This window comes from Tundrisphaera macrotermitis, assembly GCF_051175315.1.
Taxonomy (GTDB): domain Bacteria; phylum Planctomycetota; class Planctomycetia; order Isosphaerales; family Isosphaeraceae; genus Tundrisphaera.
Genome location: NZ_CP195100.1, coordinates 5,376,018 through 5,400,463 on the forward strand (window position 1 = coordinate 5,376,018; position 24,446 = coordinate 5,400,463).

A 24,446-nucleotide genomic window follows, 5' to 3' on the forward strand; every position below is an offset into this window, starting at 1 on the left:
CGTCCGTCTTCGATTGAGGTGGTCCTGATGCATATCCCCCGGAAGCTCTGGCGATGGGCCGGCGTCGGCCTCATTTTGTCCGTGGCGGCCTTCTTCGTCGTCCGCACCTGGGTCGTCCCGGCGGTGATCGTCCGCGCGATCCAGGCCCAGTATGGCGGCAAGGTCGTCGTCCGGAGCTGGTGGCTCGGGCGCGACTCGGCGGGCCTCCTCGGCGTCGCCTTGCTCGAGGGCCCGACCGCCGACTCCCCCGTCTGGATCACGGCCGACCGAATCAGCGTCGACACCTCCCTCTCCTCGATGATCCGCGGCCGGTTCATGCCGACCCGGGTCACGGTCGAATCCCCCAAAATTTCGCTCCGGTTCGATGCGAAGAACCAGCTGGTGACCAAAATCCCCCTGGTGCCGCAGCCCGACCCGAAGCCGGGGGAAACCCCCGCCCCCCTGCCCGAGATCGCGGTCGTCGATGGGTCGGCGACGTTGACCCAGGACGGGCGGGAGCCGCTGGAGGTCCGCAAGGTCGCCGGCACGATGGTCGCGAAGGACGGGCGTGAGGTCGTCAAGGCGACCACCGACGACCCGACCTGGGGCCGGTTCGACATCGCCGGCGAGTTCGACCAGAACTTCCAGGTCGGCGAGGTCCGCCTGGCCACCGACCCCAAGCTGGTCGTGGACAAGGACAAGATCGTCCGGCTGCCGTTCGTCCCGACCGAGATCTGGGAGAACGTCGAGCCGTCCGGGCCCGTCGATGCCCGCGTCAAGATCGCCTACAAGCTCAAGGACCCGACCCCGATCCACCTCCACACCGAGATCGACCTGAAGGGCGTCACGGCGAAGCTCCCGACCATGGGCGTGACGGCCACCGGGTCCACGGGCAAGATCGTCGTCGACGACGATCAGGTCACGGTCCAGAACGTCGAGGGCCGGACCCTGGGTGGGTCGATCGGCGCGGGCGGCCGGCTCGTCTTCGGGCCGGGGACGCCGAAGTTCGACCTCGACATGACCCTCAACCAGATCGACATCACCCAGGCCCCGAAGTCCTGGCAGCTGGAGAAGGTCGGCGCGGACGGGCAGCTTTCCGGGGACGTGGCCCTGAAGGTGGCCCTCGCCAAATCCGGGCCCGACCTGACCGGCACGGTCGGCCAGGCGGTCATCGAAGGCGGGAGCTTCCAGGGGATCCCGATCAAGTCGCTGTCCGTTTCGATGAGGGCCGAGGGCCAGAACCTCCAGTACGACACCGCCCTCACCGCCGCCGCCGCGCCGAAGATGCGGCCGGACGGGACGCCCGCCGATCCCAACGATCCTTTGCTGCCCGAGAACGCCCTGTGGAGTTCGCTGGAGGAGGCGGTCCCGCTCCTGACGGTCTGGAACGGCGGCAAGACCGTCTCCGGCTGGATCGCCTCGGAGATGCGGAAGCAGCCGCCGCCCCCCCCCGGCAAGCCGGGCAAGGGCGGCATCACCCTGCCCAAGACCATCTCCACCGAGGTCGAGCTGGAGGACGTCGACCTCAACATGATCCTGGACAAGGCCCGGGCCTACGGGATCAAGATCCCGGTGCCGATCGCCGGCAAATTCACGCTCAAGGCCAACGCCACGATCCCGATCGCCACGCCGGGCGACCTCCGCAAGTACAAGTTCCACGGCGAGTCGTCGCTCAAGGCGGCCTCGATCAATCACATCGACATCGGCCGGATCGACGCCAAGCTCGACCTGATCGATGGCGTCCTGGAACTCTCCGACTTCCGGGGCCAGTTCGTCGACCACCCGATCGGCGACGACGCCCATCCCCCGGCCGCGACCGACCTCCCGCCCAAGGAGGGGGCGCTGGCCGCGGGCGGCTTCCGGGGCGGGGTCCGCGCCCAGATCGCCCCGCGCGGCCGGCTCTCGGCCCGGTTCGAGGCCCTCGACCTGCCCATCGGCGAGTTGTCCGCGCCCTTCTTCCCGGTGCCCAACCCGCTGTCGGGGCTGTTCTCGATGGGGGTCGAAGCCTCGGCCGACGTGGCCAGGCTCGGCGACCCGGCCGCCTGGCTGGTCGCGGCCAACGCGGATAGCCGGCGGATCACCTACCAGGGGGCGGTGCTCGACCGGATCGCGACCCGCGTCCGCCTGGAGGCCGGCAAGCTGGACGTCCCCGAGTTCACCGCGAGCCTGGCCGGGCATCCCCTGCAGGCCTCCGGACAGCTCTCCGTGGCCGCCCCCTACCAGTACAGCGGCCGGATCGACGTCAAGGAATGGGAGCTGGCCCAGATCCTCGCGTTCGTGCCGACCGTCCCGAAGCCCGCCCCCGTCGCGGGCGTGATCGATGCCCAGGGCGAGGCGGGCGGCAGCCTGTCCCCGTTCGCGATTCAGACCCGCGGCAGCGCCCGGGTCTTGCGGGCCCGGACCGAGGACTCGCCGCTGGGCAACCTGGTCCTCCAGTGGACCACCGACCGCGACGTGATCGCCATCACCGGGCTGGAGGCCCAGACCTTCGGCGGCCGGATCACGGCCGAGGCCCGGATCCCGACCCGGCCCGGCACCAACCTGGACGCCTCGGCCAGCTTCAAGGGGATCGACACGGCCCGGCTGGCCTCCGCCTTCCTCGGCGACGAGCTGAAGCTGACCGGCATCGCCGAGGGGCGGGTCAAGCTGGCCATGCCGATGGATGCCTCCTCGATCGAGGCCAACGTCCAGGTCAACGCCCCGGACCTTACCGTGCAGGGGGTGCCCGCCGAATCCGCCCAGATCACGGTGAAGGGGCACCAGGACCGGATCGATTTCGCCGTGACCGCCGACAGCCTGGGCGGGAAGATCCGCTTCAACGGCTCGGCCCCGATCGGCGTCGAGCGGTCCAAGGCGGTCGTCAACGCCGAGCTCCAGGCGGCCGGCTTCCAGATGCTCGGCCTGTGGCGGGGGCTGGGCCTGACCGGCGAGATCACCCGGATCGACGGGCTGGCCGCGCTGGTCCTGAACCTCCGCGCCACGGTCAAGCCGTTCGCCTGCTGGGCCCGGGGCGCCTTCGAGCTGCGCGACGTCCACCTGGAGTCCCCCCGCGTGCCGATCGGCGGGCTCCGGGGCAACATCACCCAGACCCCGACCGCATGGCAGCTGGACGACCTGGCCGGGGACGTCTTCGGCGGGACCGCCTCGGGCCGGGCTCGCGGCGAGTTCCGGCCCAAGCAGCCGCCCACCGCGGAATTCGACGTCAAGGTCGACCACGCCTCGATCGGCCGGATGCTGCTGGCGGCCCCCTCGATGATGCACCTGGTGGAGGGCACCGGCTCGGTCCGGGTCAACGGGCGGCTGGATGGGATGCTCCAGGCCACCACCGCGGTCACCGTCCCCAACGCCAAGGTCAGCAACCTCCCGCTGACCAACCTCAGGTTCCCCGGCGAGGTCTCCTGGAACCCGGCCACCGGCAACGGCTCGTTCACCTGCCGGCAGTGGACCTCGAAGATCGCCGGCGGGACGCTCCGGGGCAGCGTCATGCTCCGGCTCGGCAACGACCGCTCGTTCCAGACCGAGACCCAGGCGACCGACTTCGACATCGAGCTGCTGTCGCGGCTGGAGAGCGACTCCAACAAGGCGGCCTCGGGCAAGCTGACCGGCAAGGTGGTGGTGACCGGCCACGACCTGTCCCAGCCGGCCACCTATCGCGGGCGGGTGGACTTGAACCTCGCCGACGCCTCCCTGGTCGAGGTGCCGGTCTTCCGCGAGATCATCCGGCTGGCCAGCGTCGGCGGGGCGGGCGGCGGCCTGTTCGACGTCGGCGAGATGCACGGGGCGATCATGAACCAGACGCTGAACATCAGCGAGTTCATGCTGGAGGGCAAGGTGATCCAGGTCCACGGGACCGGCACGGTCACCTTCGCGGGGAACCTGAACCTGGAAGTCCTGGTGAACACCAACCGGCTGATCCCGGAGTCAGGCCAGAACCTGATCGGGATCATCCCGGGGCTGGGCGAGGCGATCGGCCGGGGCCAGGACGCCGTCCTGAAGGTGGCCAGCTTCCTGTCCAACCGGCTCCTGAAGTTCCGCGTGACCGGGACGGTCAAGAACCCGTCGGTCGCCCTGGATGCCGGGGTCGCCGTGGGCGACTCGGCCGTGGGGTTCTTCTCCAGCGTGCTCCGGCTGCCGGTCGGCGGCCGGTCCCGCTGAGGAGCGGGGGCGCCGGGAATGGGACGAGGGGAGGGGCCGGCCGCGGCCGACGCCTCCCCTCGCTCCGCCCGCGCGGCGGGCCCGGTTCACCGGGTCATCGGCGGCGGGTCGCCTCGTTGGCCTGGGCGTCGGCGGTCAGGGTCGGCCGTCCGGTGAAAGCGCCGGGGCGTTTGTTCTGGACCACCACGTCGCGGAAGTTGACGCGGGTGGTCGGGTCGATCTGGCCCTTGGTCCCGACGACCTGGCAGGCCCAGTTGGGGTAGGTTTCCACCAGCCGGCCCATCAGCGAGACGAACCAGCCGGCCTCCTGGACCTGGTCCTCCAGCACCTTTTCGAGGATCGGCCGGACCGTCTTGGCGAGGGCCTTCCAGCCCTTCGAGTCGACCTTCACGAAGGCCTCGACGTCGTGCTGGACCCAGGGCTCGCCGTTGACCTCGCGGTAGAACCCGGAATGGACCACCAGGACGATCCGGCCGGTCAGGTGGGCCGCCCCGCGCGGGCTGGTGTAGTCGAGGTCGCTGAGCAGGACGTGCAGCTTGGGGGATCGATAGACGAACTCCCAGGTGGCCGTCGCCCCGTTGCCGTCGGTCCCCTGGTAGCGGTTCGCATCCAGCTGCGTCAGCCGCACCGGGGAAGAGGCCAGGTCCTGCCAGAGGGCCAGCGTCACCGCGGGCTCGTTCAGCAGGCTGAGGTAGACCTTGGAGTTGCAGGGGAACGTATCGGCGGGCGCCTTCCGGTGGATCGTGTGGTCGCGGATGACCTCGGACACGGCTTCCCGGTGGTGGGCGGGGATCTTATCGAGCGGGACGACCTGGGCGGGGTCGATGGCCCGTGTCCCGGCGGGCAAGGCCGTCGGCGTTGCCCAGCCGAGCGCGATGCCGACCAGTCCCAGGGCGAGGATCGCCTTTCGCCGGCGAGTCGCAGGGGGGATCATGAGTGCTCCCTTGGGTTTCGGGCGGTCCCGTCCTGCCGTCCCCGGGGCAATCCTCCCCCCGGGGCGACGCGGCCCGCTCCTATTTGATCGGCCGATCGGGGCGATTTCCCCAGCCCGACGGCAGATTGCCGCGATTCGGCCGATCCTCGGGCCCCTGCCGCCCGCGCGAAATGCTCTTGTCGGTTCCCGGCCCCGGATTATGATGTCGCGCCATGGGGCCTTTCCCTGGAGTTCGGTACGCAAGGAGGCAACTATGACCGAGCGACGATGGATCAAGGGTGCGGTGGCCGGACTTCTGGCCGTGGCGATCGGCGGCGCGGGCTGGGCCTGGAAGGGCCGGACCCCGGCCACAACGGCCAAGCCGGCCGAGGCGGCTTCCGCCCCCACCCTGAAGACCCTGGCCGAAGGGCTGAAGGCGAGCGATCCCCAGGCCCTGGCCCTGGTCTATCGGATGACCGAGCCGGAGACCGGGACCGCGCAATCGCCGATCCCCCCGGCCGAGGCCAAGGACTGGGTCGCGATCCTGGACGGCCTCCGCGCCGGCTACGTGAAGTCCAGCCCGGTCGCCCGCGTCACCTCGATCCTGGCCACCACCCGGATCCTCAACCGGTTCCGGATCGACCCCACGCCGTCCGCCTGGGTCGACGCCCTCCACCCGTCCCACGCGCTGCTCACCTCGGGCATCGCCGACGGCCACGTCGAGGTGCGGGCCACCGCCATGACCGAGATCGCCCAGCTCTGGAGCTGGCTGCCCGGCCTGACCATGACCCCGGCCGAGGAACTGCTCCTGGCCGACTGGAAGGATTCGTTCCGCGAGCCCTCCGCCCGCCACCTGGGCGACCGCGACCCCCGGTCCCGGGCCGCCGCGGTGATCTGCCTCGGCTCCTCGCCGGTCGACGGGATGGCCGCCCTGGCCGCCCCCTACATCGAGGATCCCGAGAACGGCGGCGTCCGGTTCCACGCCCTCAAGACCCTGGCCACCCGCACGGCGATCCTCGGCGACGAGGCGGTCCTCCGCCGCCTCCACGACGCCGAGCCCGGCGTCCCCGAACTGGCCGAGATCGTCCTGAAGGCCCGCGGCCTGTCCCCGGACCAGATCATGCTCGGCAAGCAGCTCTACCACCCCAAGCCCGAGAACCGCGTCTCGATCATTTCCCTGGTCTGTTCCCGCACCGACATCGACCCGGTGATCTGGCTGCTCCAGCTCACCCACGACAAGGATGAGACGGTGCGGACCAAGGCCGCCGAGGCCCTCGCCGGCCGGATGAACCCCGACGCGGTCGAGCGGCTCCGCGAGATGGCCGAATCCGACGCCTCGGCCGCCGTCAAGGCCGCCGCCGGCAAGGTCGTCGCCACGACCCTCGCCGAGGCCACCTCCTCGCTGCCCCCCCTGCCCGGCTCGCCCAGCCTGAACCTCAAGGCTAACTGAGCGCGGCCGCCTCGCATCGAGCCACATTACCGGGCCGATGGTCATTTCGATGGCCATCGGCCCGTCGCCATGCGCCGATCGAAAAGTTCAAGCTCCCCGATCTCATTCCGTCACTGGGTGCCTGAGGTTAGCTTACCCCCTGACGGCGCCGGTGAGTCCGCTTTGCCCAAGGGTATCCCTCGCACAAGTTCCGTAATCGGCCGATTCGAAGCTCCGCCTCGACGGGACATACCGGGTCTCAGGCTAGCGTCCCCGAACCTCGATCCTCCCTGGGCGACGCAAAAAGGCCGGATCGATTCGATCCGGCCTCGATGGCTGACCAGGGATGTCCGGCGAACGTCGGGTCAGGTGCTGCGCTTGCGGGCCGCCAGCTCGACGTTGATGATCACGATCGTCTCGGTCCCGGTGGGGACCGTGCCGGGGATCCGCATGTTGAACAGGCCGCCCTTGTCCTGGAGGATGCCCGGCTGGATCCCGGCCGAGATCACCAGGGCCTGGCCCAGCGGCCAGTTCTTGATCGGCTTGTTGAGCCGGGTCTCGGAGACCTCCGGGACGTCGATCGTCTGCTCACCGGGCCCGATCTGGCCCGGGGCCAGGACCTTGGTGGCGTGGAGCTTGCGGACCGCGTTGGTGGACAGCTCGATGGCGGCGTCGAGCCCGTCCCCCTCGTAGGTGAGCAGCGGGCTGAACCGGAGGACGATCCCCTCTTCGAGCCGGTCGGTCTTGGGCTGATAGCCCTGCCCGGCCGCGTTCTCGCGCTGGAGGCCGCCGGCGAAGGTCCGCTTGTCGGTGTGCGAGACCAGCAGGGTGAGGCCGTTGACCATCTCGTGCTTCTGGTCTTCCAGGAGCCGGAACCCCTGCCAGGCTTCCATCTGCCGCAGGGCCATGTCGGCGTCGGCGGGGTTGGCCTGCCAGATCTGCTGCCCCTGGGGTCCGCTGCCGACGGGGGTCAGCCGCTGGTGGACGACGTACCGCCAGCGCGAGTCGGTGGCCGCGGCGAACCGGACCCGCACCGAGAGGATGTTCTCGTAGGCGTCGGTGAATCGGTCGATGACCTCGGCCACCTGCTCGATGACCTTGGGGCTGTTGTAGGCCCGGATCTGGGACCGGCTGGCGCTCAGGACGGCGATCTTGTCGCCGTGCCAGGGGGCCGTGTCGGTGCGCCGGAAGATCCAGTCGAGGATCGCCGTCTGCGGATTGCTCTGGTTGGGGTCGAGCGCCGAGTAATCGGCGATCGGGAACGTCTTCCAGATGTACCCGGCCTGCTCGGGGAAGTTGGCCGGGATCGACTCGGCGTGGGACGGGGCCGGTCCGCGATCGGGGACCTCCGGGTCCTCGGCCACGGCCGCCTTGGTCAGTCGCTTCGCGGGCGGGTCGCGATCATCCTCGGAGATGGTGCGTCCCCGGGCCGATCGCGATCGGGAGGCGGGCTCCTGAGCGAACAACCGCCCCGGGATCGCGAGCAATGAGAGCATCAGCATCGAGCGGCGTTTCATGCCAGGGGCCTCCTTGCCAGGCTGGCGGCGGGTCGAACGACCCCCCATCGCGCGGATTGTGGACGATGAGGGCGATTCCCTCAAGTCCAAACCCGCCAGGCCCCGTGCGGCATGATGCCCCGGATCAATACTTCGGCAGCGACGGGTCGACCTCTTCGATCCAGGCCAGGATGCCGCCGGTCAGATTGGACAGCTTCTGGAACCCCTGGCCCTTGAGCAGGTCGATCGCCTTCTGGCTCCGCATCCCGCTCTTGCAGTGGACCACCATCGGCGTGGCGGGGTCGAGCTCGCCGATCCGCTTCGGCAGTTCCGGGAGCGGGATCACGATCGAGCCGGCGATCCGGCAGATGTCGATCTCTTCCGGGTTGCGGACGTCGAGGATGAACGGCTTCTCGCCGCGATCGATCCGGTCCTTGAGCTCGCGGGGGCTGATGGCGGCGTCGAGCGACTTCGAGGCGGCGTCGTTGGTGTCGGGCACGCTCGGGACTCCGCAAAAATGCTCGTAGTCGATCAATTCGGTGATGGTCGGGTTCGGCCCGCAGATCGGGCACCGCGGCGACTTCCGCACCTTCATCTCGCGGAACGTCATGTCCAGCGCGTCGTAGAGCAGCAGGCGGCCGATCAGCGGCCGGCCCACGCCCAGGATCAGCTTGACGGCCTCGGTCGCCTGGACCACGCCGATCGCCCCCGGCAGGATCCCTAGCACGCCCCCCTCGGCGCAGTTGGGCACCAGGTCGGGCGGCGGCGGCTCGGGGTAGAGGCAGCGATAGCAGGGCCCATGCGGCGGGAAGAAGGTCGAGGCCTGGCCGTCGAACCGGAAGATCGAGCCGTAGACGTTCGGCTTGCCCAGCAGCACGCAGGCGTCGTTGACCAGGTAGCGGGTCGGGAAGTTATCCGTCCCGTCCACGATCACGTCGTAGTCGGCGAAGACATCCAGCGCGTTTTCGCTGGTGATCGGGAACTCGTACTTGTGGACGACCAGCGCCGGGTTCAGGGCCTTGAGCTTGGCCTCGGCGCTCTCGATCTTCGGCTTGCCCACATCGGAAGTGAAGTGGATCACCTGCCGCTGGAGGTTGGAGACGTCGACCACGTCGAAGTCGACCAGGCCGATCGTGCCCACGCCGGCCGCCGCCAGGTAGAGCGTGAGCGGGGCGCCGAGCCCCCCGGTGCCGATGCAGAGGACCTTGGCCGCCTTGAGACGCTTCTGCCCGTCCATCGCCACCTCGGGCATGATGAGGTGGCGGGCATAGCGGCGGATTTCATCGGGCGACAGGGGATCGGCGACGTCTCGACCCGCGAGGAGGTCGAACGGGGGCAAGCTCATCGGTGCGGTCTCGATGGGAGAGGAGGTCGGGGACGGGCGGCCGGGTCAGCGGCCCTGTCCATTATACCGACCGATCAACAGGCTGGCGTTATGCCCACCGAAGCCGAAGCTGTTGGACATCACGTGGTCGACCTTGACCTCCCGCGCGACGTTGGGGATGTAGTCCAGGTCGCATTCGGGATCGGGGTTGTCGAGGTTGATCGTCGGGGGCAGGACGCCGCGATGGATCGCCAGCGCCGAGGCGACGAGTTCCACCCCGCCGGAGGCCCCCAGCAGGTGCCCGAGCTGGCTCTTGGTGCTCGACACCTGGAGCCGCTTGGCGTGCGGCCCGAAGACCGACTTCATCGCCTTGGTCTCGGCGACGTCGCCCAGCCCGGTGCTGGTGCCGTGGGCATTGATGTAGTCGACCGAATCCTTGGGGCACTTCGCGTCTGCCAGGCAAAGCTCCATGGCACGCTTGGCGCCTCGGCCTTCCTCGTCCGGGGCGGTGATGTGCGTCCCGTCGGCCGACATCCCGTACCCGAGCAGCTCGGCATAAATCCGGGCGCCGCGGGCGAGGGCGACTTCCTCGGCCTCGATGATCAGGATCCCGGCCCCTTCGGAGAGGACGAATCCGTCGCGATCGCGGTCGAACGGGCGGCTGGCCTTGGTCGGATCATCGTTGCGGGTGGACAGGGCACGCATGGCGGCGAACCCGCCGAGGCCCATCCGGGTGATGGCCGCCTCCGACCCGCCGGTGATCATCACGTCGGCATGGCCGTTCTGGACGTGCTTGAACGCGTCGCCGATGGCGTTGGTCGCCGAGGCGCAGGCGGTGGCCACCGCCGTGTTCGGGCCCTTTAGCCCCCATCGGATCGAGACCTGGCCGCTGCCCGCGTTGACCATCAGCTTGGGGATGGTGAACGGGCTGATCTTGGCCGGGCCGCGGGTCAGCATCGTCTCGTGCTGGGTCTCGAACTCGTTGAGCCCGCCGATGCCCGAGCCGATGATGACGCCGACCTGCTCGGCGGGGAGGGTGGAGAAGTCGATCCCCGAATCCTCGACCGCCGACTCGGCGGCCGCCAGGGCGAACTGGGCGAAGCGGTCGAGCCGGCGATTGGCCAGCACGCCCCAACGCTTGTCGCCGTCGAAGTCATGGACCTGGCCGCCGAAGTGGACGCGGAAGTGCGTTGTGTCGAACAGGGTCAGGTTGGTGACCCCGCTCTTCCCCTCGCACAGGGCCGTCCAGAACGGGTCCAGGTCATTGCCCAGGCCCGTAACCACGCCCAGGCCCGTGATGACGACTCGCCGTGGCATTACTTGCTATGTTCCTCGATATACGTGATCGCCTGGCCGACGGTCTGGATCTTCTCCGCCTCTTCGTCGGGGATCGTGATGTCGAACTCTTCCTCGAACTCCATGACCAGCTCGACCGTGTCGAGCGAGTCGGCGCCGAGGTCGTTGACGAAGGAGGTCTCGCGGCTCACCTGGTCCTTGGCCACACCCATCTGCTCGCTGACGATCTCGATAACGCGTTCTTCCACGGACACGGGCGAACCTCCTCACGCGGGCGTCGGAACGGGCTGTGGTGGGGTCCGAACAAAATCGGTCGTCGCCCATCCCAATCCGGCTCGGCCCTCGTCGGCGTACTAGATCCTGGGCCAATTCCCGACCGCAACCGCCGGCCCGAGCCGACGACGCGTGAACCTTCCCGCTTGCGATACGGGAATAGAAGTCGGACGATTCGCCCCGGGGGCATGAGTCGAAAGTCCCGGGGCGAACGTGAAGTGCTCAAGTTATCAGCCGGGACCGGTCTTGTCTACCGCGACCGTCCCGAAACGACGCGAAGCGCTCAGGCCGTCATGCCGCCGTCCACGGCGATCACCTGGCCGGTGAGATAGCTGGCCGACGGGCTGGCCAGGTAGGCCACCAGATCGGCGATATCCTCGGGGTTGCCGAGCCGCTTGACGGGCACGCGGTCCTTGACCTCGGCCTTGACCTTGTCGGGCAGGACGTCGGTCATGTCGGTGGTGATGAAGCCCGGCGCCACGGCGTTGACGGTGATGCCGCGCGACGCCAGCTCGCGGGCGATGGTCCGGGTGAAGCCGATCACGCCCGCCTTGCTGGCCGAGTAGTTCGCCTGGCCCGGGTTGCCCACCAGGCCGGACACGCTGGTGATGTTGATGATCCGCCCGTACCGCTGGCGGAGCATGACCGCCCCCACCGCGCGGCAGAACAGGAACGTCCCCTTCAGATTGGTGTCGATCACCTGATCCCAGGCGTCGTCCTCCATCCGGAGCATCAGGCCGTCGCGGGTGATCCCGGCGTTGTTCACCAGGACCTGGATCTTGGGGAACCTGGCCTCGACCTCGGCCAGGACCCGGGTCACGTCGGCCGGGTCGGCCACGTCGGCCGCGAACCCTTCGGCGGTGCCGCCCGCCTCGCGGATCGCCGCCAGGGTCCCTTCCAGGGCCCCGGCGCTGCGGGCGATCCCGGCCACCGTGGCGCCGCAGCGGGCCAGGTGGACGGCGATCGCCCGGCCGATCCCGCGCGAGGCCCCCGTGACCAGGGCCACCTGGCCGTTGAGGTCCACCTGGACGCCGGCTGGGCTGGTCTTCTCGGCATCGGCCATGATCGTCGAATCCCTTCTTGGGGGGGCGGCGTTCCCGCCCCCCGGTCAGTCGAAATGGGAATCGGATCGCGGAGCGTCCGCGATCCCGTCGCGTGTTCAGCGTGCCGGGATGCTCGTGCACGGCACCTTGCGGTCGATCCGCTTCATCAGCCCCGTGAGCACGCGGCCCGGGCCGATCTCGTAGAACGTGTCGAAGCCGTCGGCCATCATCCGCCGCATCGAGTCGTCCCAGCGCACCCCCTGGATGACCTGCGCGACCAGGGTCTTGCGGAGGTCGTCGGGGGTGGAGTGGGCCTGGGCATCGACGTTGGAGTAGACCGGGATCCGCGGGGCGGCCATCTCGGCCTGGCCCAGCACCTCGGCCAGCTGCTCGTCGGCCGGGTGCATCAGCGGCGAGTGGAAGGCCCCGGCCACCTTCAGGGCGATGACCCGCGAGGCCCCGAGTTCGGTCGCGACCCGCTCCACCTCGGCCAGCGCGGTGGTCTCGCCGGAGACGACGATGTTGCCCGGGCCGAGCAGGTTGGCCTTCCAGAGCTTCCCCTGGTCGGCGACCTGGCGGCACAGCTCGTCGACGGCCGCCTCGTCGAGCCCGAGCACGCTGGTCATCCCGCTCGGCGAGGCGACGGCGGCGGCGGCCTGCATCGCCTGGCCGCGCCGGCGGACGATCTTGAGGCAGGTCTCGAAGTCGAACGTGCCGGCGAACGCCAGGGCGGTGTACTCGCCCAGGCTCAGCCCGGCCGCCCCCTCGCAGGCGGCGACGACCTCGGGGTTGCTGACCTTCAGCCCTTCCAGGGCCGCGAGGCTGGCGACGTAGATGGCCGGCTGGCTGACGTCGGTCGATTCCAGGGCCTCGGCCGGCCCGTCGAAGCAGACCGCCTTGAGGTCGAAGCCGAGGATCTCCCCGGCGCGGTCGAACAGCTCGCGGGCGGCGGGGAGTTCGTCGTACAGGGCCTTGCCCATGCCGACGGCCTGGGCCCCCTGGCCGGGGAAGAGGAACGCGATTTTGGGCATCGGGAGGATCTTTGCGAATGCGGTGGAGGGACGGGGATCAGCCGCGAGGGACGGCGTTGACCGCCGCCGTCAACTGGCTCACGAGCTGGGCGTTCACCTTCTCCTCGGCCATCGTCCCGGCCACGCGGAGGGCGTTCTGGATCGCCCGGGCGCCCGACGAGCCGTGGCAGATGATGCACGAGCCGCGGAGGCCGAGCAGGGGCCCGCCGCCGAACTCGGCGTACTCGAAGCGGGTCTTGAGCCCCTTCAGGCTCATCACCAGCTTCTGGCCGACCTCGGGGGGCAGCTCCGGCAGGAGCGGGCCGAGTTCCTGCTTCAGTGCGGTGAACAGGAAGTCGACGGCCCCTTCGCCGGCCTTCAGCAGGACGTTGCCGACGAACCCCTCGCAGACGACCACGCGGGCGTGGCCCTCGTAGATGTCGCGGCCTTCCACGTTGCCGTGGAACTTGTCGGCGTGCGGCCCCTCGACGAACAGGGTGCGGGCCGCCTTGGTGAGGTCGTTCCCCTTGTCGTCCTCGGCCCCGACGTTGAGCAGGCCGATCTTGGGGCTCTCGATGTTCAGGACGTGCTCGGCGTAGACCGCGCCCATGATCCCGTAGAGGTAGAGGTCCTCGGGCTTGGCGTTCATGTTGGCCCCGACGTCCATGATGACGATCGGGCCGCGATGCGACGGGAAGATGGCGGCGATGCCCGGCCGGCGGACGCCGGGGAGGAACATCTTGGCGTTCATGAGGGCCGAGGCCACCATCGCCCCGGTGTTGCCCGCGGAGACCACGGCGTCGGCCTGGCCTTCGGACAGGAGGCCCCAGGACTTCGAGATCGAGTTGTCCCGCTTCTTGCGGAGGGCCTCGACCGGCTTCTCCTCCATCCCGACCACCTGGCTGGCGTGGACGATCGGCAGCCGCGAGCGATCGGCGTCGGCGATCGAGGCGAGCTCGGCCTCGATGCGCTCCTGGTCGCCGACCAGCAGCACGGTCAGGTCCGATCGGTCGCGGACGGCTTCCACGGCGCCGGCCACGATCGGGCCGGGCGCGTGGTCGCCGCCCATCGCGTCCAGGGCAATCCGCATATCGATCAGTCTCCGGTAGGTCGAGGGGGAACTGGGGCCGGGGGTCGGATCGGCCCGAAACGCGTCGCATCACGAACCGGGGATGGACGGGCCCACGCATCCTAGAAAAGGCCCGGGAACGATGTCAAGCCATCGTCCGGTCCGCAAGTCGTTCGCCGATCGTGGATACCGGTTCGGCCCCCCGATCAGGCGCACTCCACGTCGGCGGCCCGCCCCGGTCGGCGGATCGGCCCGTATTCCACCCGCGTCAGGGCCTCGGGGTGGAGATGGCGGGCGGCCGCGTCGCGGGCCTCGTCCGGGGTCACGCGGGCGATCCGGTCGGGCCAGCGGATCGGGTCGTCCAGGGGGAGGCCGAACCGCTCCAACTCCAGCAACCGCTCGGCCCTTTGCTCGACGGTCTGGAAGTCGAACACCCAGGAGCCGGCCAGGTAGGTCCGGGCCCGTTCCACCTCGTCGTCGCCAAACGCCCCCCGGTGGATCAGGCGGACCTGGTCCTGGACGGCGGCCACGGCGCGTTCCACGTCGTCGGGGTTGGTCCCCAAGTAGACCCGGAACTGCCCGGGCCCCCGGTCGGCCGAGTCGGTCATGCCCCCCCCCACGGAGTAGGCCAGGCCCATCTCGTCGCGGATCACCCGGCTGAGGCGGTCGGTGAAGCCGGGGCCGCTGCCCAGGATGTGGTCGACGACCGTGAGGGCGTCGAAGTCGGGGTCGAGCCGGTGGACTCCCAGGTGCCCCATCAGGACGTGGACCTGCTCGCCGTCGTGGTCGACCCGCCGCACCCGGGGTCTTTTGCCGAGCGACTGCGGGGGCAGGATCGGGAACGGGGCGCGATCCGCCTTCCAGCCCCCGAAGCGGGCCTTGACCAGCCGTTGCAAAGCCTTCGGGTCGAAGTCGCCGACCGCCACCAGGATGGCGTTCTCGGGGACGAAGTAGCCGGCGTGGTGGGCGACGACGTCCTCGCGGGTCAGGCGGGCGATCTCGCGGGCGGTCCCGCGCGGGTCGCGAGCATAGGGGTGGTCGCCGTGGATCAGCCCCCGGAACAGGAGGTCGGCGCGGAACGCCGGGTCGTCGCGGTCGGACTGCAACTCGGCCGCCATCTTGCGGCGGTTCCAGGCCACGGCGTCGGCCGGGAAGGCGGGGCGGATGGCCAGGTCGGCCAGCCAGTCCAGGGCCATCGGCAGGTCCTCGGCGCGGACCCGGAGCGAGGCGCCGGTCGCGCCCACTTCCAGGGCCCCGCCCACGTCCTCGATGGCCTCGGCCAGCTCCTCGGCGGAGCGGGTCGTCGTCCCTTCTTCCAGGAGGCGCCCGGTCAGGTGGGCCAGGCCCGGCTTGGCCTCGCGCAGCAGGCCGGCGTCCGCGTAGAGTTCCAAAGCGATCACGCCGGTGTCGGGGCGATGCTCGGTGATCAGCCGCACGCCGTTGCGGAGCACGTCGCGGCGGGGCTGGAAGTCGGCCAGCCGGGTCGGCATCGGGGTGAACTGGAGGTCGAGGTCGGCAGCGTCCGCCCCGGGGCTGGGGGCCGGCCGTTCGACCGGGGCGCGGGCCTCGGTCGGCAACAGCACCGTGACCGACTGGGCCGGCCGGGGGAGCGACCAGCCGACGGTCAGGTTGGATTCGCCCAGGTAGGTGGAGGCGACGCGACGGATGTCCTCGGCCGTCACGGCCATCGCGGCGCGGTGGTCGGCCTGCCAGGATCGCCAGTCGCCGGTGAGGGCGAACTGGCCCAGCCCGGCGGCGAGCCCGGCGAGGTCCTCTTGCTCCCACCGCCAGGCGGCTTCGAGGCGGCTCCGCGACCGATCCAACTCGGCCGGGGTCGGCCCCTCGTCGGCCAGGGTGGCGATGACCTCGGTGATCGTCCGGTCGACCCGGTCGACGTCGACGCCCGGCACCACCTCGACCTGGAGGAGGAACTGGCCGGCGAGCCGCGCCCCCTCCTGCCCCGCATCGACCCAGGTGGCGACCATGTCGCGCTCGACCAGGGTGTCCCAGAGCCGGGATCGGCGCCCGCAGGTCAGCAGGTCGGACAGGACGTCCAGGGCCGGGCCGTCGGGGTGGCCGATCGGGACGGTATGCCAGCCCAGGATGCCCCGGGCCACGGCCTCGGATTCGACCTGGCGGAAGTCGCGCCGGCCGTTCTGGCGGGGCTCGTCGATCGGTTGCGCCGCCGGGCGGGCCGGCCCGGGCGCGATCCCGGCGAATTGCCGCTCGCAGGCGTCCAGGCACCGGTCCGGGTCGACGTCGCCGACCACCACCAAGACCGCGCCGTCGGGCCGGTAATGGTCGCGGTAGAACCCGCGCAGGTCATCGACCGTGATCCGGGCCAGGTCGTCGGGCCAGCCCAGGACCGGGTTGCGATACGGATGGCGGAGATAGCTGAGGGCCAGGTGGGTCTGGTCGAGCCGGACGAACGGCGATTCCTGCTCGCGGGCCCGCTCCTCGATGATGACCCGGCGCTCGGACTCGACCTCGTCGGGGTGGAAGTTGGCCCCCCGCATCCGGTCGGCCTCGATGGTCAGGGCCAGCTCCCAGCGATCGGACGGGAACGCGAACCAGTAGTGGGTCGTGTCCTCGTCGGTCTCGGCGTTGGTCTGTCCGGAGGCCACGAAGGCGAGCTGGTCGATCCGCCCCTTGGGGAACCGCTCGGTCCCCTTGAACAGCATGTGCTCGACGAAGTGGGCCAGCCCGGTGCGGCCGGCGGGCTCGTCGCTGGAACCGACCGGGTAGTAGAGGTCGCAGACCACGGCCGGCGCATGGCGACGCGGCAGCACGAGCGTCTTGAAGCCGTTGGCCAGGGTCCGTTCGAAGACCGGGAGGTCCCCCGCCCAGGGTGGAACGGGGCGGTCGGTCGATCTTCGGGCCATGTCCGCCCCTCATCCTGGGAATACCCCGCGACCGGATCGCGCGGCGGATCGGACCATTCTAGCCGATCGACCGCCGGAGGGTCCACGCCAGCCCGGAGGTTGGGGATTGCGGAAGGTTGGACTTGCTTTGGGGACGCCGATGCCCGACAATGGTCCTCCTTGGCCGACTGCCCAGGATGAGGGGGTCGGGGCGAGCCGGGGGGGACCCGGGCAATGGGTGCTTGCGAACCTGGTCAGGACGGGAACGGAGCAGCCATAAGCATCGCCTCCATGTGCCCGGGAGAACCTCCCCGGCTCACCCCGGCCCCTTCCGGGCCCGGCCAAAGCGATGAATCGCGGCCCAGGGGACTTCCCCGGCCGCAGGCCCGATGGAGCGTGCCACGTGTCCCGATCTCCAGGGACCAGCCCGGACCTGCCCGGCAGCGACCCGGGTGGCTACACGGTGGTCGCCCGACGCTATCGGCCCCAACGGTTCGAGGATGTCGTCGGCCAGGACCACGTCGTCCAGGCGCTCCGCAACGCCATCCGGCTCAATCGTGTCACGCACGCCTACCTGTTCAGCGGCACCCGGGGCGTCGGCAAGACGTCGATCGCCCGCATCTTCGCCAAGTGCCTGAACTGTGCGAAGGGGCCGACCGACGAGCCCGACCTGACGTGCGACATCTGCCAATCGATCGCCGTCGGGCAGGACGTCGACGTCATCGAGATCGACGGTGCCAGTAATAACGGGGTCGAGGCGGTCCGCGAACTCCGCCAGAATGCCGGCCTCCGGCCCAGCCGTGCCCGGTTCAAGATCTACTACATCGATGAAGTCCACATGCTCTCGACCTCCGCCTTCAACGCCCTGTTGAAGACGCTGGAGGAGCCGCCGGCCCACGTCAAATTCTTCTTCGCCACCACCGAGCCGAACAAAATCCCGGTGACGGTGCTGTCGCGGTGCCAGCGGTACGACTTCGCCGGGATGTCGCCCGAGCAGATCGTCGCGACCCTGGGGGAGATCTGCGAGAGCGAACGCGTCGCCGCCGACCCCGACGCGCTGGCCGTCGTGGCCCGCCGAGCCGGCGGGTCGATGCGCGACGCCCAGTCTTTGCTGGAACAACTCCTCTCGTTCGGCGGCGAACGGCTCACCGTCGAGCTGGTGCAGCAGCAGCTCGGGATCGCCAGCGACGACCGGACGCTCGACCTCCTGGATGCCCTGTCGAAACGCGACGCCGCCGAGACCTTGCGGATCGTCGAGGAGACCTCGACCTCCGGCGTCCAGCCGGCCGACCTGCTCGGCGCGTCGATCGACTTCCTCCGCGACGCGATGGTCCTGGCGGCCGGGGCCAAGATCCCGATGATGGCCGCCACGCCCCGCCAGCGGCCCCGGCTCGCGGCGATCAGCGAACGCTGGCCGCTCGACTCGATCCTGGCGGCCCTCCAGATCCTCGACGAGTATCGCCGCCGCCTCCGCGGCAGCGCCTACGGCCGGCAGCTCGTCGAGGTCGCTCTGGTCCGCATCGCCCGGCTCGAAAACCTCGGCGACCTGGGCGAACTCGTCACGCGGCTCACCGCCCTGGAAGCGGGCGGCATCGCCCCGGCGCCAGCCCTCGAAAAAAAAAAGTCCCTAGTCCCTGAGCCGCCGGGTGCGTCGCGCCCGGGCCCGCCGGAATCGGAACTGGTCTCGGAGCCCGGGCTTGAGGGTCTGGCGGATCCGGGGACGGTGGCGGCGCCGGGCTTCGACGTGGAATCCCTCTCCGCGGGCTGGGCCCGGTTCGTCGAGGGGCTCCCCCCGGAGCTGGCTGGTAAGATCGGCAAGCTCCGCCCGGTGGCGATCCCCGGCCCCGACGTCCTGATCGTCGAGCCGATCGCGGGGTACAACTGGATCGTGGATGCGGTCGAGACGGCCGAGACCCGGGCCCGCTTCGAGGCCGCGCTGCGGGAGTGGCTCGCTCGTCCGCTCGACATCCGCCTCCAAAGGGCGGCGGACGAGCCCGCCCCGACGCCATTGGCCCGCAAGTCCGGGATCGGCCTGAGCAGCGACCTCGATCAGGAACCGCTCGTTAAAATGATCGTCGAGCGCTTCGAGGCACGATTGGTGCGTGCAGAATCCGATGATGAGGAACCACCGGTCCCCGCCCCGTCGGGTTGAAAGTGTGCCGGCCCTCCATCCTGGGACATGATTCAACCTCCCCACTTCCGAGGGATGCCGTGTTCAACAACCTGGGCCAGATCGCCGACCTGATGAAGAACGCGGGGAAGATCCGCGAGGGGATGGAGAAGGCGGCCGAGACCCTGGCCAAACTGGAGGTCGAGGGGACGGCCGGGGGTGGGGCCGTGACCGCCAAGGTCAACGGGAAGATGGAAATCCTCACCCTCAAGATCGACCCCAAGCTGGTCGCCGACGGCGACGTCGAGCTCCTGGAAGACCTGGTCGTGGCCGCCATCAATCAGGCGCTGACCAAGGCCCGCGAATCGGCAGCCCAGTCGTTCTCGTCCCTCGCCGGCGGGTTGCCGATCCCAGGATTGTCGGGATTCCTCGGCCCCGGAGCGGGGGGGCCCTGAGCGATGGCGAGCACCGCGACGGCCGTCGAACGGCTGGTGACTGCCCTGGGCCGCCTGCCCGGCATCGGCGCCAAGTCCGCCGAGCGGTTGGCCTACCACCTCATCAAGGCCCCGGCCGAGGAAGCCCTTTCCCTGGCCGAGGCGATCCGCTCGATCAAGGACGGCGTCCGCCACTGCGAGGTCTGCTTCCACCTGACCGAGGTGGCCGAGCCGCTCTGCGAGATCTGCCGCGACCCGCGCCGGGACACCGGGCTGATCTGCGTGGTCGAACAATCGCGCGACCTGCTGGCCCTGGAAAAGTCGGCGACCTATGCTGGGGTCTATCACGTCCTGCTCGGCCGCCTGGCACCCCTCCAGGGGGTCGGCCCCGACCAGCTGACCGTCGATGCCCTGGAAGCCCGCGTCCGGGCCGGCGGGGTCCGGGAAATGATCATGGCCACCAACCCCAACCTCGAAGGGGATGGGACCTCGCTCCTGATCGCGAACCGGATTGCTGATACGGGAGTCGTCATCACCCGCCTGGCCCGCGGCCTCGCCTCGGGCAGCGTCCTCGAATTCGCCAATAAGGAGATGCTGGCCGACGCGATCACCGGGCGGCAAAAATTCTAGATCGTCAACCCCCTTGCCTGTTCGGCGGGTTCGTGGCATAATTTTTGCTGTGGCAAGGGCAGCGATTGCCCCTCCCGTCCCCTCCCCACTTCTCCGCGATCCGGCTCCGGACGGCCTCCCCGACGAGACAGCCTCGCGGATTCACCGGCGATGGGACCCACGACAAACAATACTCGCGGCGGAAACCAGGACCATGCGACTCGATACGTCCCAGCAGATGCGGACCGACATGCGGCTCCGCATGGCCCCCCGCATGATCCAGTCGATGGAAATCTTGCAATTGCCGCTGATGGCCCTGCAAGAGAGGATCGATCAGGAGTTGATCGAGAATCCGATCCTGGTCGACCTTCGCGAGTCGTCGACGCCGGGCGACGCGGAAGCCGAGGCCCCGACCTCCTCCGCCGAGGAGGCGCCGAGCCCCGAATATGATGATGGCGATGACTGGCAGGACAACTTCAGCGAATCGCATCGACTGAGCCGGGCCGCCCTCAGCGAGGAGTCGGACCGCAAGCACGACGCGATGCAGAACATGGCGTCGCGGCCGGAATCCCTCCACGACGACCTCGCCCACCAGCTCGGGTATCTCGAATGCGACCCGGTCGTCCGGGGCCTGGCCGAATACCTGATCTACAATCTCGACGATAACGGCTTCCTCCAGGCCGAGTTGCACGACCTGGTGCGTGACTACGGCGGCGATGCGGTCTATGCCCAGGCCGAGGAGGCATTGGCGCTGGTCCAGCGGCTCGATCCCCCCGGGGTGGGGGCCCGAAATCTGCGGGAATGCCTCCTGCTCCAACTCACGCCGGACATCCCTTGCCGCGATGTCCTCCAGGTGCTGATCTCCAGCCACCTGGACGACATCCAGCAGAACCGTCTCCCGACGATCGAGAAGCGGACCGGGATCCCGATCGACGTCATCAAGGAAGCCATCGAGCAATTGCGTCGGCTCAACCCCCGGCCCGGCGCCCGCTACCTGGCTGCGAACTCGCAATATGTGATGCCCGACCTGATCGTCGAGGCCAACGATCACGGCGAGTATGAGGTCCGGCTGGCCGACGATCACACGCCGCAGCTGGCGATCTCGCGGCAATATCAGAAGATGCTCAAGAACAAGTCGTCGGACCCCGTGACCCGAGAGTTCATCCAGAAGAAGATCCAGTCGGCCCGGTGGCTGATCGAATCCATCGAGCAGCGGCGGAGCACCCTCCTGAAGGTCGCCCGGGCGATCATCGAGCACCAGAAGGATTTCCTGGACAAGGGGCCCGAGTCGATCGAGCCCCTCAAGATGCAGCAGATCGCCGACCGGGTGCACGTCCACGTCACGACCGTCAGTCGGGCCGTGGACGACAAGTGGGTTCAGACCCCCCGCGGGATCTTCTCGCTCAAGCGATTCTTCGGGGGCGGGACCACGACCGCCGACGGCGAAGAAGTCGCCTGGGACACGATCAAGCAGAAATTGCTGGAAATCATCGCCAAGGAAGACAAGCAGAATCCCCTCTCGGACGAGGAGATCGTCGAGGAGTTGGGGAACCACGGCTTCCCGGTGGCCCGGCGCACCGTCACCAAGTACCGCAAGGCCCTCCGCATCCCTTCCAGCCGCCAGCGCAAGCAATTCTGACGCTCTTCCCGCGTCGCGATCAGAATCGGACTCATTCAACGCGTTGGCCCGGGGAGTCTCTCGACTCGCCCGGGCCCATTCGTTGGCTCGCCTGGGGCCGACCTCGTCAGGCCGAGTTGACGCGATTCGCGGCGGGGATCGGGGTGGCGACCGGACGCTGGGCGGTCTCGCCGCCCGGGGCGATGACCGGCTTGGCATCCAGGAGGCGATGGAGGGCCATCTCCGGGCCGAGATAGCGGGCCGTCCTGAGGATGTAGGTCGCGTCCGCGTGGCCGATCTCGCGGGCCAGGCGGAGGATCTCCGCATCCTTGTCGTCAATCTGGCTGCTGGCCTTCGCCTGGCTCGGGTCGATGTCCATGCTGTCATCCGCGAGGTAGTCGAGGGAGACCTCGACGGCTCGGGCCAGCGAGATGGCGTTCTCCAGGCCAGGCAGGGACTTGCCGGTCATGATCCGGGAGATTTCCGAATCGCTGACGCGCGACTTGCTGGCCAATTTCTGCTGGTTTAATCCCAACTGAAGAAGCTTTTGTCCCAGCTTTTCGCAGAAGCGATTGCTGTTCTTCCATTGCTTCTTTTCGGCCACGTTGTTCTTTTCGCTCATATCCGCTCCTCGCCAGGATGTCTTCACGGAGTATACAACATCAGGCATCGGATTCAGTAGTGCTAAAATCCCTGTTCCGCAAGAAAATCCCGCTTGGTAAAAATCCGATCAGTGCGGCGCCGGAGCGGTAGGCGGGCCTTTTGAGCATGCGGGACGCCCTCCAGGTCGACTTGCGGAGACGGGGACTGCCGGCCACTCCCGGTGTCCGGGCTGCCGACATCTTAATCTTATCTCGACATCCCGGGGGAATGCCATGGAAACCGCAAGGATTGCTAGGATCTTGTCGGAAATGGGGACTTTACTGGAGGTGCGGGGCGAGAACGCCTTCCGATGTCGCGCCTACCATACAGCGGCGCAGGCGCTCAAAGGCCTCCCTTCCGACCTCCGCGAGATGATCTCCGACGGTTCCCTGTCCCGTATCCCCGGGATCGGCGAGACCATGCTCGCAAAGATCTCCCAACTTGCGACGACGGGACAACTTCCCTCGTTCGATGAGTTGAAGAAGGCGACCCCGCCCGGACTGGTCGCGTTGCTCCGGGTCCCCGGGCTCGGACCGAAGAAAATCAAGCAACTCCACGACGAGTTGAAAATCCAGAGCCTGGCCGACCTCCGCGAGGCGGGCCGATCGGGCTCGATCGCCGCGCTCAAGGGCTTCGGCGCCAAGACCGAGGCCAAGATCCTGGAAGGGATCGACTTCATCGAATCGGTCGGGGATCGGTTCCTGGCGAGCACCGCACGCCGGCTGATCGAGCCGCTGCTCCGGGTCGTCCGCGAGGACCCCGACGTGATCCGGGCCGAGGCGTGCGGCAGCTATCGGCGGCGGGCCGAGACGAGCGGCGACCTGGACATCCTGTTCAGCGCCGAGGATCCGGCCCCGGTGCTGGCGAGGTTCGTCGCCCTCCCCGAGATCGCCGCGGTCCTCGCCCACGGCCCGAGCAAGGCGAGCGTGCGGCTGGCCGACGGGGTGCAGTGCGACCTCCGGGGCGTCTCCGAGGAACAGTTCCCGTTCGGGTTGCACTACTTCACGGGATCCAGGGAACACAATATCGCCATGCGACGCCGGGCGATCGACCGGGGCCTCAAGCTGAGCGAATACGCCCTGGAAGGCCCCGACGGCCCGATCCCCTGCCGGAACGAGGAGGATCTCTTCGGGGCGCTCGGGCTGGCCTACATCCCCCCCGAACTTCGCGAGGACCGCGGGGAGATGGAATGGGCCGCCTCGGGGCCGATCCCCCCCCTGGTCGAGCGCGGCGACCTCGCCGGGACGTTCCACTGCCACACCACCTGGAGCGACGGCGGCGCGACCCTGGAGGAGATGGTCGAGGCGGCCCGGGCGGCCGGCCTCGGCTACCTGGGGATCGCCGACCATTCCCGGGCCGCCGCCTACGCGGGCGGCCTGACCGTCGACCGGGTGCATCAGCAGTGGGCGGAGATCGACGCCCTGAACGAGAAGCTTGCGGGATCCTTCACGGTCTTCAAGGGGACCGAGTGCGACATCCTGGCCGACGGTTCGCTCGACTTCCCCGACGAGGTCTTGGCGGGGTTCGACTACGTGGTCGCCAGCGTCCATTCCGGGTTCGGGATGGGCCGCGACGAGATGACCGAGCGGATCATCCGGGCGGTCCGGAACCCGCGCGTCACGATGCTCGGCCATCCCACCGGGCGGCTCCTGCTGGCCCGCGACGCCTACGCGGTCGACCTCGATGCCGTGATCCGGGCCGCGGCGGAGGCGGGCACCATGATCGAGATCAACGCCAATCCCCACCGGCTCGACCTCGACGACATCCACGCCCGCAGGGCGAAATCGCTGGGCATACCGATCGCCATCAACCCGGACGCCCACGCCGCGAGCGGCTTCGGCGACCTCGACTATGGGATCGGCGTGGCCCGCCGCGCCGGATTGGGCCGTGCCGATGTGTTCAATACCCGGCCCGCCGCCGAGGTGTCCCGCCTCCTCGCCGAGATGCGGGAGCGGGCCTCGTCCTGAGCCCCCGATGCGCGACGGCTCGCCCGATCCCTTGCGGGGGATCGACGCTCTCCTATAATGAAGTTCCAGGGATCCTCCCGCCGGCCGGTCCGATCCGTCCCCGGCTCGAAATGCGCCCGCTTCGATTCGCCGGGACCGCCGGATCGGCCCTCCCGGCCGATTCGACGAGCCCTGGTCCCGTCGCCGCATCGGGGTTCAGCCCATTCCTTACCGATCGA

At 69.2% G+C, this 24,446-nt stretch carries 17 protein-coding genes and 1 other RNA gene; 8 read left to right on the forward strand and 10 right to left on the reverse strand.

What is annotated here, in order from left to right:
* Nucleotides 1-27: 27 nt before the first annotated feature.
* Nucleotides 28-4,134 (forward strand): AsmA-like C-terminal region-containing protein, encoded by a 4,107-nt coding sequence (locus tag TA3x_RS21840; protein ID WP_435016791.1) that lies wholly within the window; start codon nt 28-30, stop codon nt 4,132-4,134.
* Between the two features lie 94 nt (nt 4,135-4,228).
* On the opposite strand, the gene TA3x_RS21845 is transcribed toward TA3x_RS21840, so the two are convergent.
* Nucleotides 4,229-5,068, reverse strand: a complete 840-nt coding sequence (locus TA3x_RS21845) for a hypothetical protein (protein ID WP_435016792.1) — start codon at nt 5,066-5,068, stop codon at nt 4,229-4,231.
* A gap of 253 nt (nt 5,069-5,321) precedes the next feature.
* Here TA3x_RS21845 and TA3x_RS21850 point away from each other — a divergent pair, with 253 nt between their 5' ends.
* On the forward strand, nt 5,322-6,497 hold the full coding sequence (locus TA3x_RS21850) for a HEAT repeat domain-containing protein (RefSeq protein ID WP_435016793.1): 1,176 nt from the start codon (nt 5,322-5,324) through the stop codon (nt 6,495-6,497).
* Between the two features lie 344 nt (nt 6,498-6,841).
* Here the strand turns inward: TA3x_RS21850 and TA3x_RS21855 are convergent, their stop codons facing one another.
* The 8 genes from TA3x_RS21855 to TA3x_RS21890 all read right to left on the reverse strand — a co-directional run bounded on the left by TA3x_RS21855 (nt 6,842) and on the right by TA3x_RS21890 (nt 16,869).
* Nucleotides 6,842-7,993, reverse strand: coding sequence for a hypothetical protein (locus TA3x_RS21855; RefSeq protein ID WP_435016794.1), 1,152 nt, complete (start codon nt 7,991-7,993; stop codon nt 6,842-6,844).
* Nucleotides 7,994-8,117: 124 nt separating this feature from the next.
* Entirely contained in the window at nt 8,118-9,317 is a 1,200-nt protein-coding gene (gene moeB, locus TA3x_RS21860; protein WP_435016795.1) for a molybdopterin-synthase adenylyltransferase MoeB, read from the reverse strand.
* A gap of 45 nt (nt 9,318-9,362) precedes the next feature.
* On the reverse strand, nt 9,363-10,613 hold the full coding sequence (gene fabF, locus TA3x_RS21865) for a beta-ketoacyl-ACP synthase II (protein ID WP_435016796.1): 1,251 nt from the start codon (nt 10,611-10,613) through the stop codon (nt 9,363-9,365).
* The gene (acpP, locus tag TA3x_RS21870; protein ID WP_435016797.1) at nt 10,613-10,846 is read right to left on the reverse strand and encodes an acyl carrier protein; all 234 of its coding nucleotides are present in this window, start codon (nt 10,844-10,846) and stop codon (nt 10,613-10,615) included. Before acpP ends, fabF begins: the two co-directional genes overlap by 1 nt.
* Before the next feature lie 302 nt (nt 10,847-11,148).
* Nucleotides 11,149-11,928, reverse strand: a complete 780-nt coding sequence (gene fabG, locus TA3x_RS21875) for a 3-oxoacyl-[acyl-carrier-protein] reductase (protein WP_435016798.1) — start codon at nt 11,926-11,928, stop codon at nt 11,149-11,151.
* 96 nt (nt 11,929-12,024) lie between these two features.
* Nucleotides 12,025-12,939 carry an ACP S-malonyltransferase gene (fabD, locus tag TA3x_RS21880; RefSeq protein ID WP_435016799.1) on the reverse strand — a complete coding sequence of 305 codons (915 nt, stop codon included), beginning with the start codon at nt 12,937-12,939 and terminating at the stop codon, nt 12,025-12,027.
* Between the two features lie 37 nt (nt 12,940-12,976).
* Nucleotides 12,977-14,008: a phosphate acyltransferase PlsX gene (gene plsX / locus TA3x_RS21885; protein ID WP_435016800.1), complete on the reverse strand. Its 1,032-nt coding sequence runs from the start codon at nt 14,006-14,008 to the stop codon at nt 12,977-12,979.
* A 185-nt stretch (nt 14,009-14,193) separates the two neighbouring features.
* Complete coding sequence (locus TA3x_RS21890) at nt 14,194-16,869, reverse strand: M16 family metallopeptidase (RefSeq protein WP_435016801.1); 2,676 nt, start codon at nt 16,867-16,869, stop codon at nt 14,194-14,196.
* A 197-nt stretch (nt 16,870-17,066) separates the two neighbouring features.
* On the opposite strand from TA3x_RS21890, the gene ffs reads away from it, so the two are divergent.
* The 5 genes from ffs to rpoN all read left to right on the forward strand — a co-directional run bounded on the left by ffs (nt 17,067) and on the right by rpoN (nt 21,640).
* Nucleotides 17,067-17,164, forward strand: an RNA gene (ffs, locus tag TA3x_RS21895) — signal recognition particle sRNA small type.
* An 87-nt stretch (nt 17,165-17,251) separates the two neighbouring features.
* Nucleotides 17,252-19,000 (forward strand): DNA polymerase III subunit gamma/tau, encoded by a 1,749-nt coding sequence (gene dnaX / locus TA3x_RS21900; RefSeq protein WP_435016802.1) that lies wholly within the window; start codon nt 17,252-17,254, stop codon nt 18,998-19,000.
* A gap of 59 nt (nt 19,001-19,059) precedes the next feature.
* Nucleotides 19,060-19,413 (forward strand): YbaB/EbfC family nucleoid-associated protein, encoded by a 354-nt coding sequence (locus tag TA3x_RS21905; protein ID WP_435016803.1) that lies wholly within the window; start codon nt 19,060-19,062, stop codon nt 19,411-19,413.
* Nucleotides 19,414-19,416: 3 nt separating this feature from the next.
* A complete protein-coding gene (gene recR / locus TA3x_RS21910) occupies nt 19,417-20,022 on the forward strand; it encodes a recombination mediator RecR (protein WP_435016804.1) in 606 nt (201 codons plus the stop codon).
* Nucleotides 20,023-20,215: 193 nt separating this feature from the next.
* Nucleotides 20,216-21,640 (forward strand): RNA polymerase factor sigma-54, encoded by a 1,425-nt coding sequence (rpoN, locus tag TA3x_RS21915; RefSeq protein WP_435016805.1) that lies wholly within the window; start codon nt 20,216-20,218, stop codon nt 21,638-21,640.
* Nucleotides 21,641-21,746: 106 nt separating this feature from the next.
* On the opposite strand, the gene TA3x_RS21920 is transcribed toward rpoN, so the two are convergent.
* Nucleotides 21,747-22,241, reverse strand: a complete 495-nt coding sequence (locus tag TA3x_RS21920) for a helix-turn-helix domain-containing protein (protein ID WP_435016806.1) — start codon at nt 22,239-22,241, stop codon at nt 21,747-21,749.
* Nucleotides 22,242-22,494: 253 nt separating this feature from the next.
* Between TA3x_RS21920 and polX the strand changes: the two genes are divergently transcribed.
* A complete protein-coding gene (polX, locus tag TA3x_RS21925) occupies nt 22,495-24,228 on the forward strand; it encodes a DNA polymerase/3'-5' exonuclease PolX (protein WP_435016807.1) in 1,734 nt (577 codons plus the stop codon).
* The last annotated feature ends 218 nt before the right edge of the window (nt 24,229-24,446 follow it).

Excerpts from the sequence above, each read along its gene's own strand:
- TA3x_RS21840 (WP_435016791.1), top strand. The coding sequence starts at position 28 with ATGCATATCCCCCGGAAGCTCTGGCGATGGGCCGGCGTCGGCCTCATT.
- TA3x_RS21845 (WP_435016792.1), bottom strand. The coding sequence starts at position 5,068 with ATGATCCCCCCTGCGACTCGCCGGCGAAAGGCGATCCTCGCCCTGGGA.
- TA3x_RS21850 (WP_435016793.1), top strand. The coding sequence starts at position 5,322 with ATGACCGAGCGACGATGGATCAAGGGTGCGGTGGCCGGACTTCTGGCC.
- TA3x_RS21855 (WP_435016794.1), bottom strand. The coding sequence starts at position 7,993 with ATGAAACGCCGCTCGATGCTGATGCTCTCATTGCTCGCGATCCCGGGG.
- moeB (WP_435016795.1), bottom strand. The coding sequence starts at position 9,317 with ATGAGCTTGCCCCCGTTCGACCTCCTCGCGGGTCGAGACGTCGCCGAT.
- fabF (WP_435016796.1), bottom strand. The coding sequence starts at position 10,613 with ATGCCACGGCGAGTCGTCATCACGGGCCTGGGCGTGGTTACGGGCCTG.
- fabG (WP_435016798.1), bottom strand. The coding sequence starts at position 11,928 with ATGGCCGATGCCGAGAAGACCAGCCCAGCCGGCGTCCAGGTGGACCTC.
- fabD (WP_435016799.1), bottom strand. The coding sequence starts at position 12,939 with ATGCCCAAAATCGCGTTCCTCTTCCCCGGCCAGGGGGCCCAGGCCGTC.
- plsX (WP_435016800.1), bottom strand. The coding sequence starts at position 14,008 with ATGCGGATTGCCCTGGACGCGATGGGCGGCGACCACGCGCCCGGCCCG.
- TA3x_RS21890 (WP_435016801.1), bottom strand. The coding sequence starts at position 16,869 with ATGGCCCGAAGATCGACCGACCGCCCCGTTCCACCCTGGGCGGGGGAC.
- recR (WP_435016804.1), top strand. The coding sequence starts at position 19,417 with ATGGCGAGCACCGCGACGGCCGTCGAACGGCTGGTGACTGCCCTGGGC.
- rpoN (WP_435016805.1), top strand. The coding sequence starts at position 20,216 with ATGCGACTCGATACGTCCCAGCAGATGCGGACCGACATGCGGCTCCGC.
- TA3x_RS21920 (WP_435016806.1), bottom strand. The coding sequence starts at position 22,241 with ATGAGCGAAAAGAACAACGTGGCCGAAAAGAAGCAATGGAAGAACAGC.
- polX (WP_435016807.1), top strand. The coding sequence starts at position 22,495 with ATGGAAACCGCAAGGATTGCTAGGATCTTGTCGGAAATGGGGACTTTA.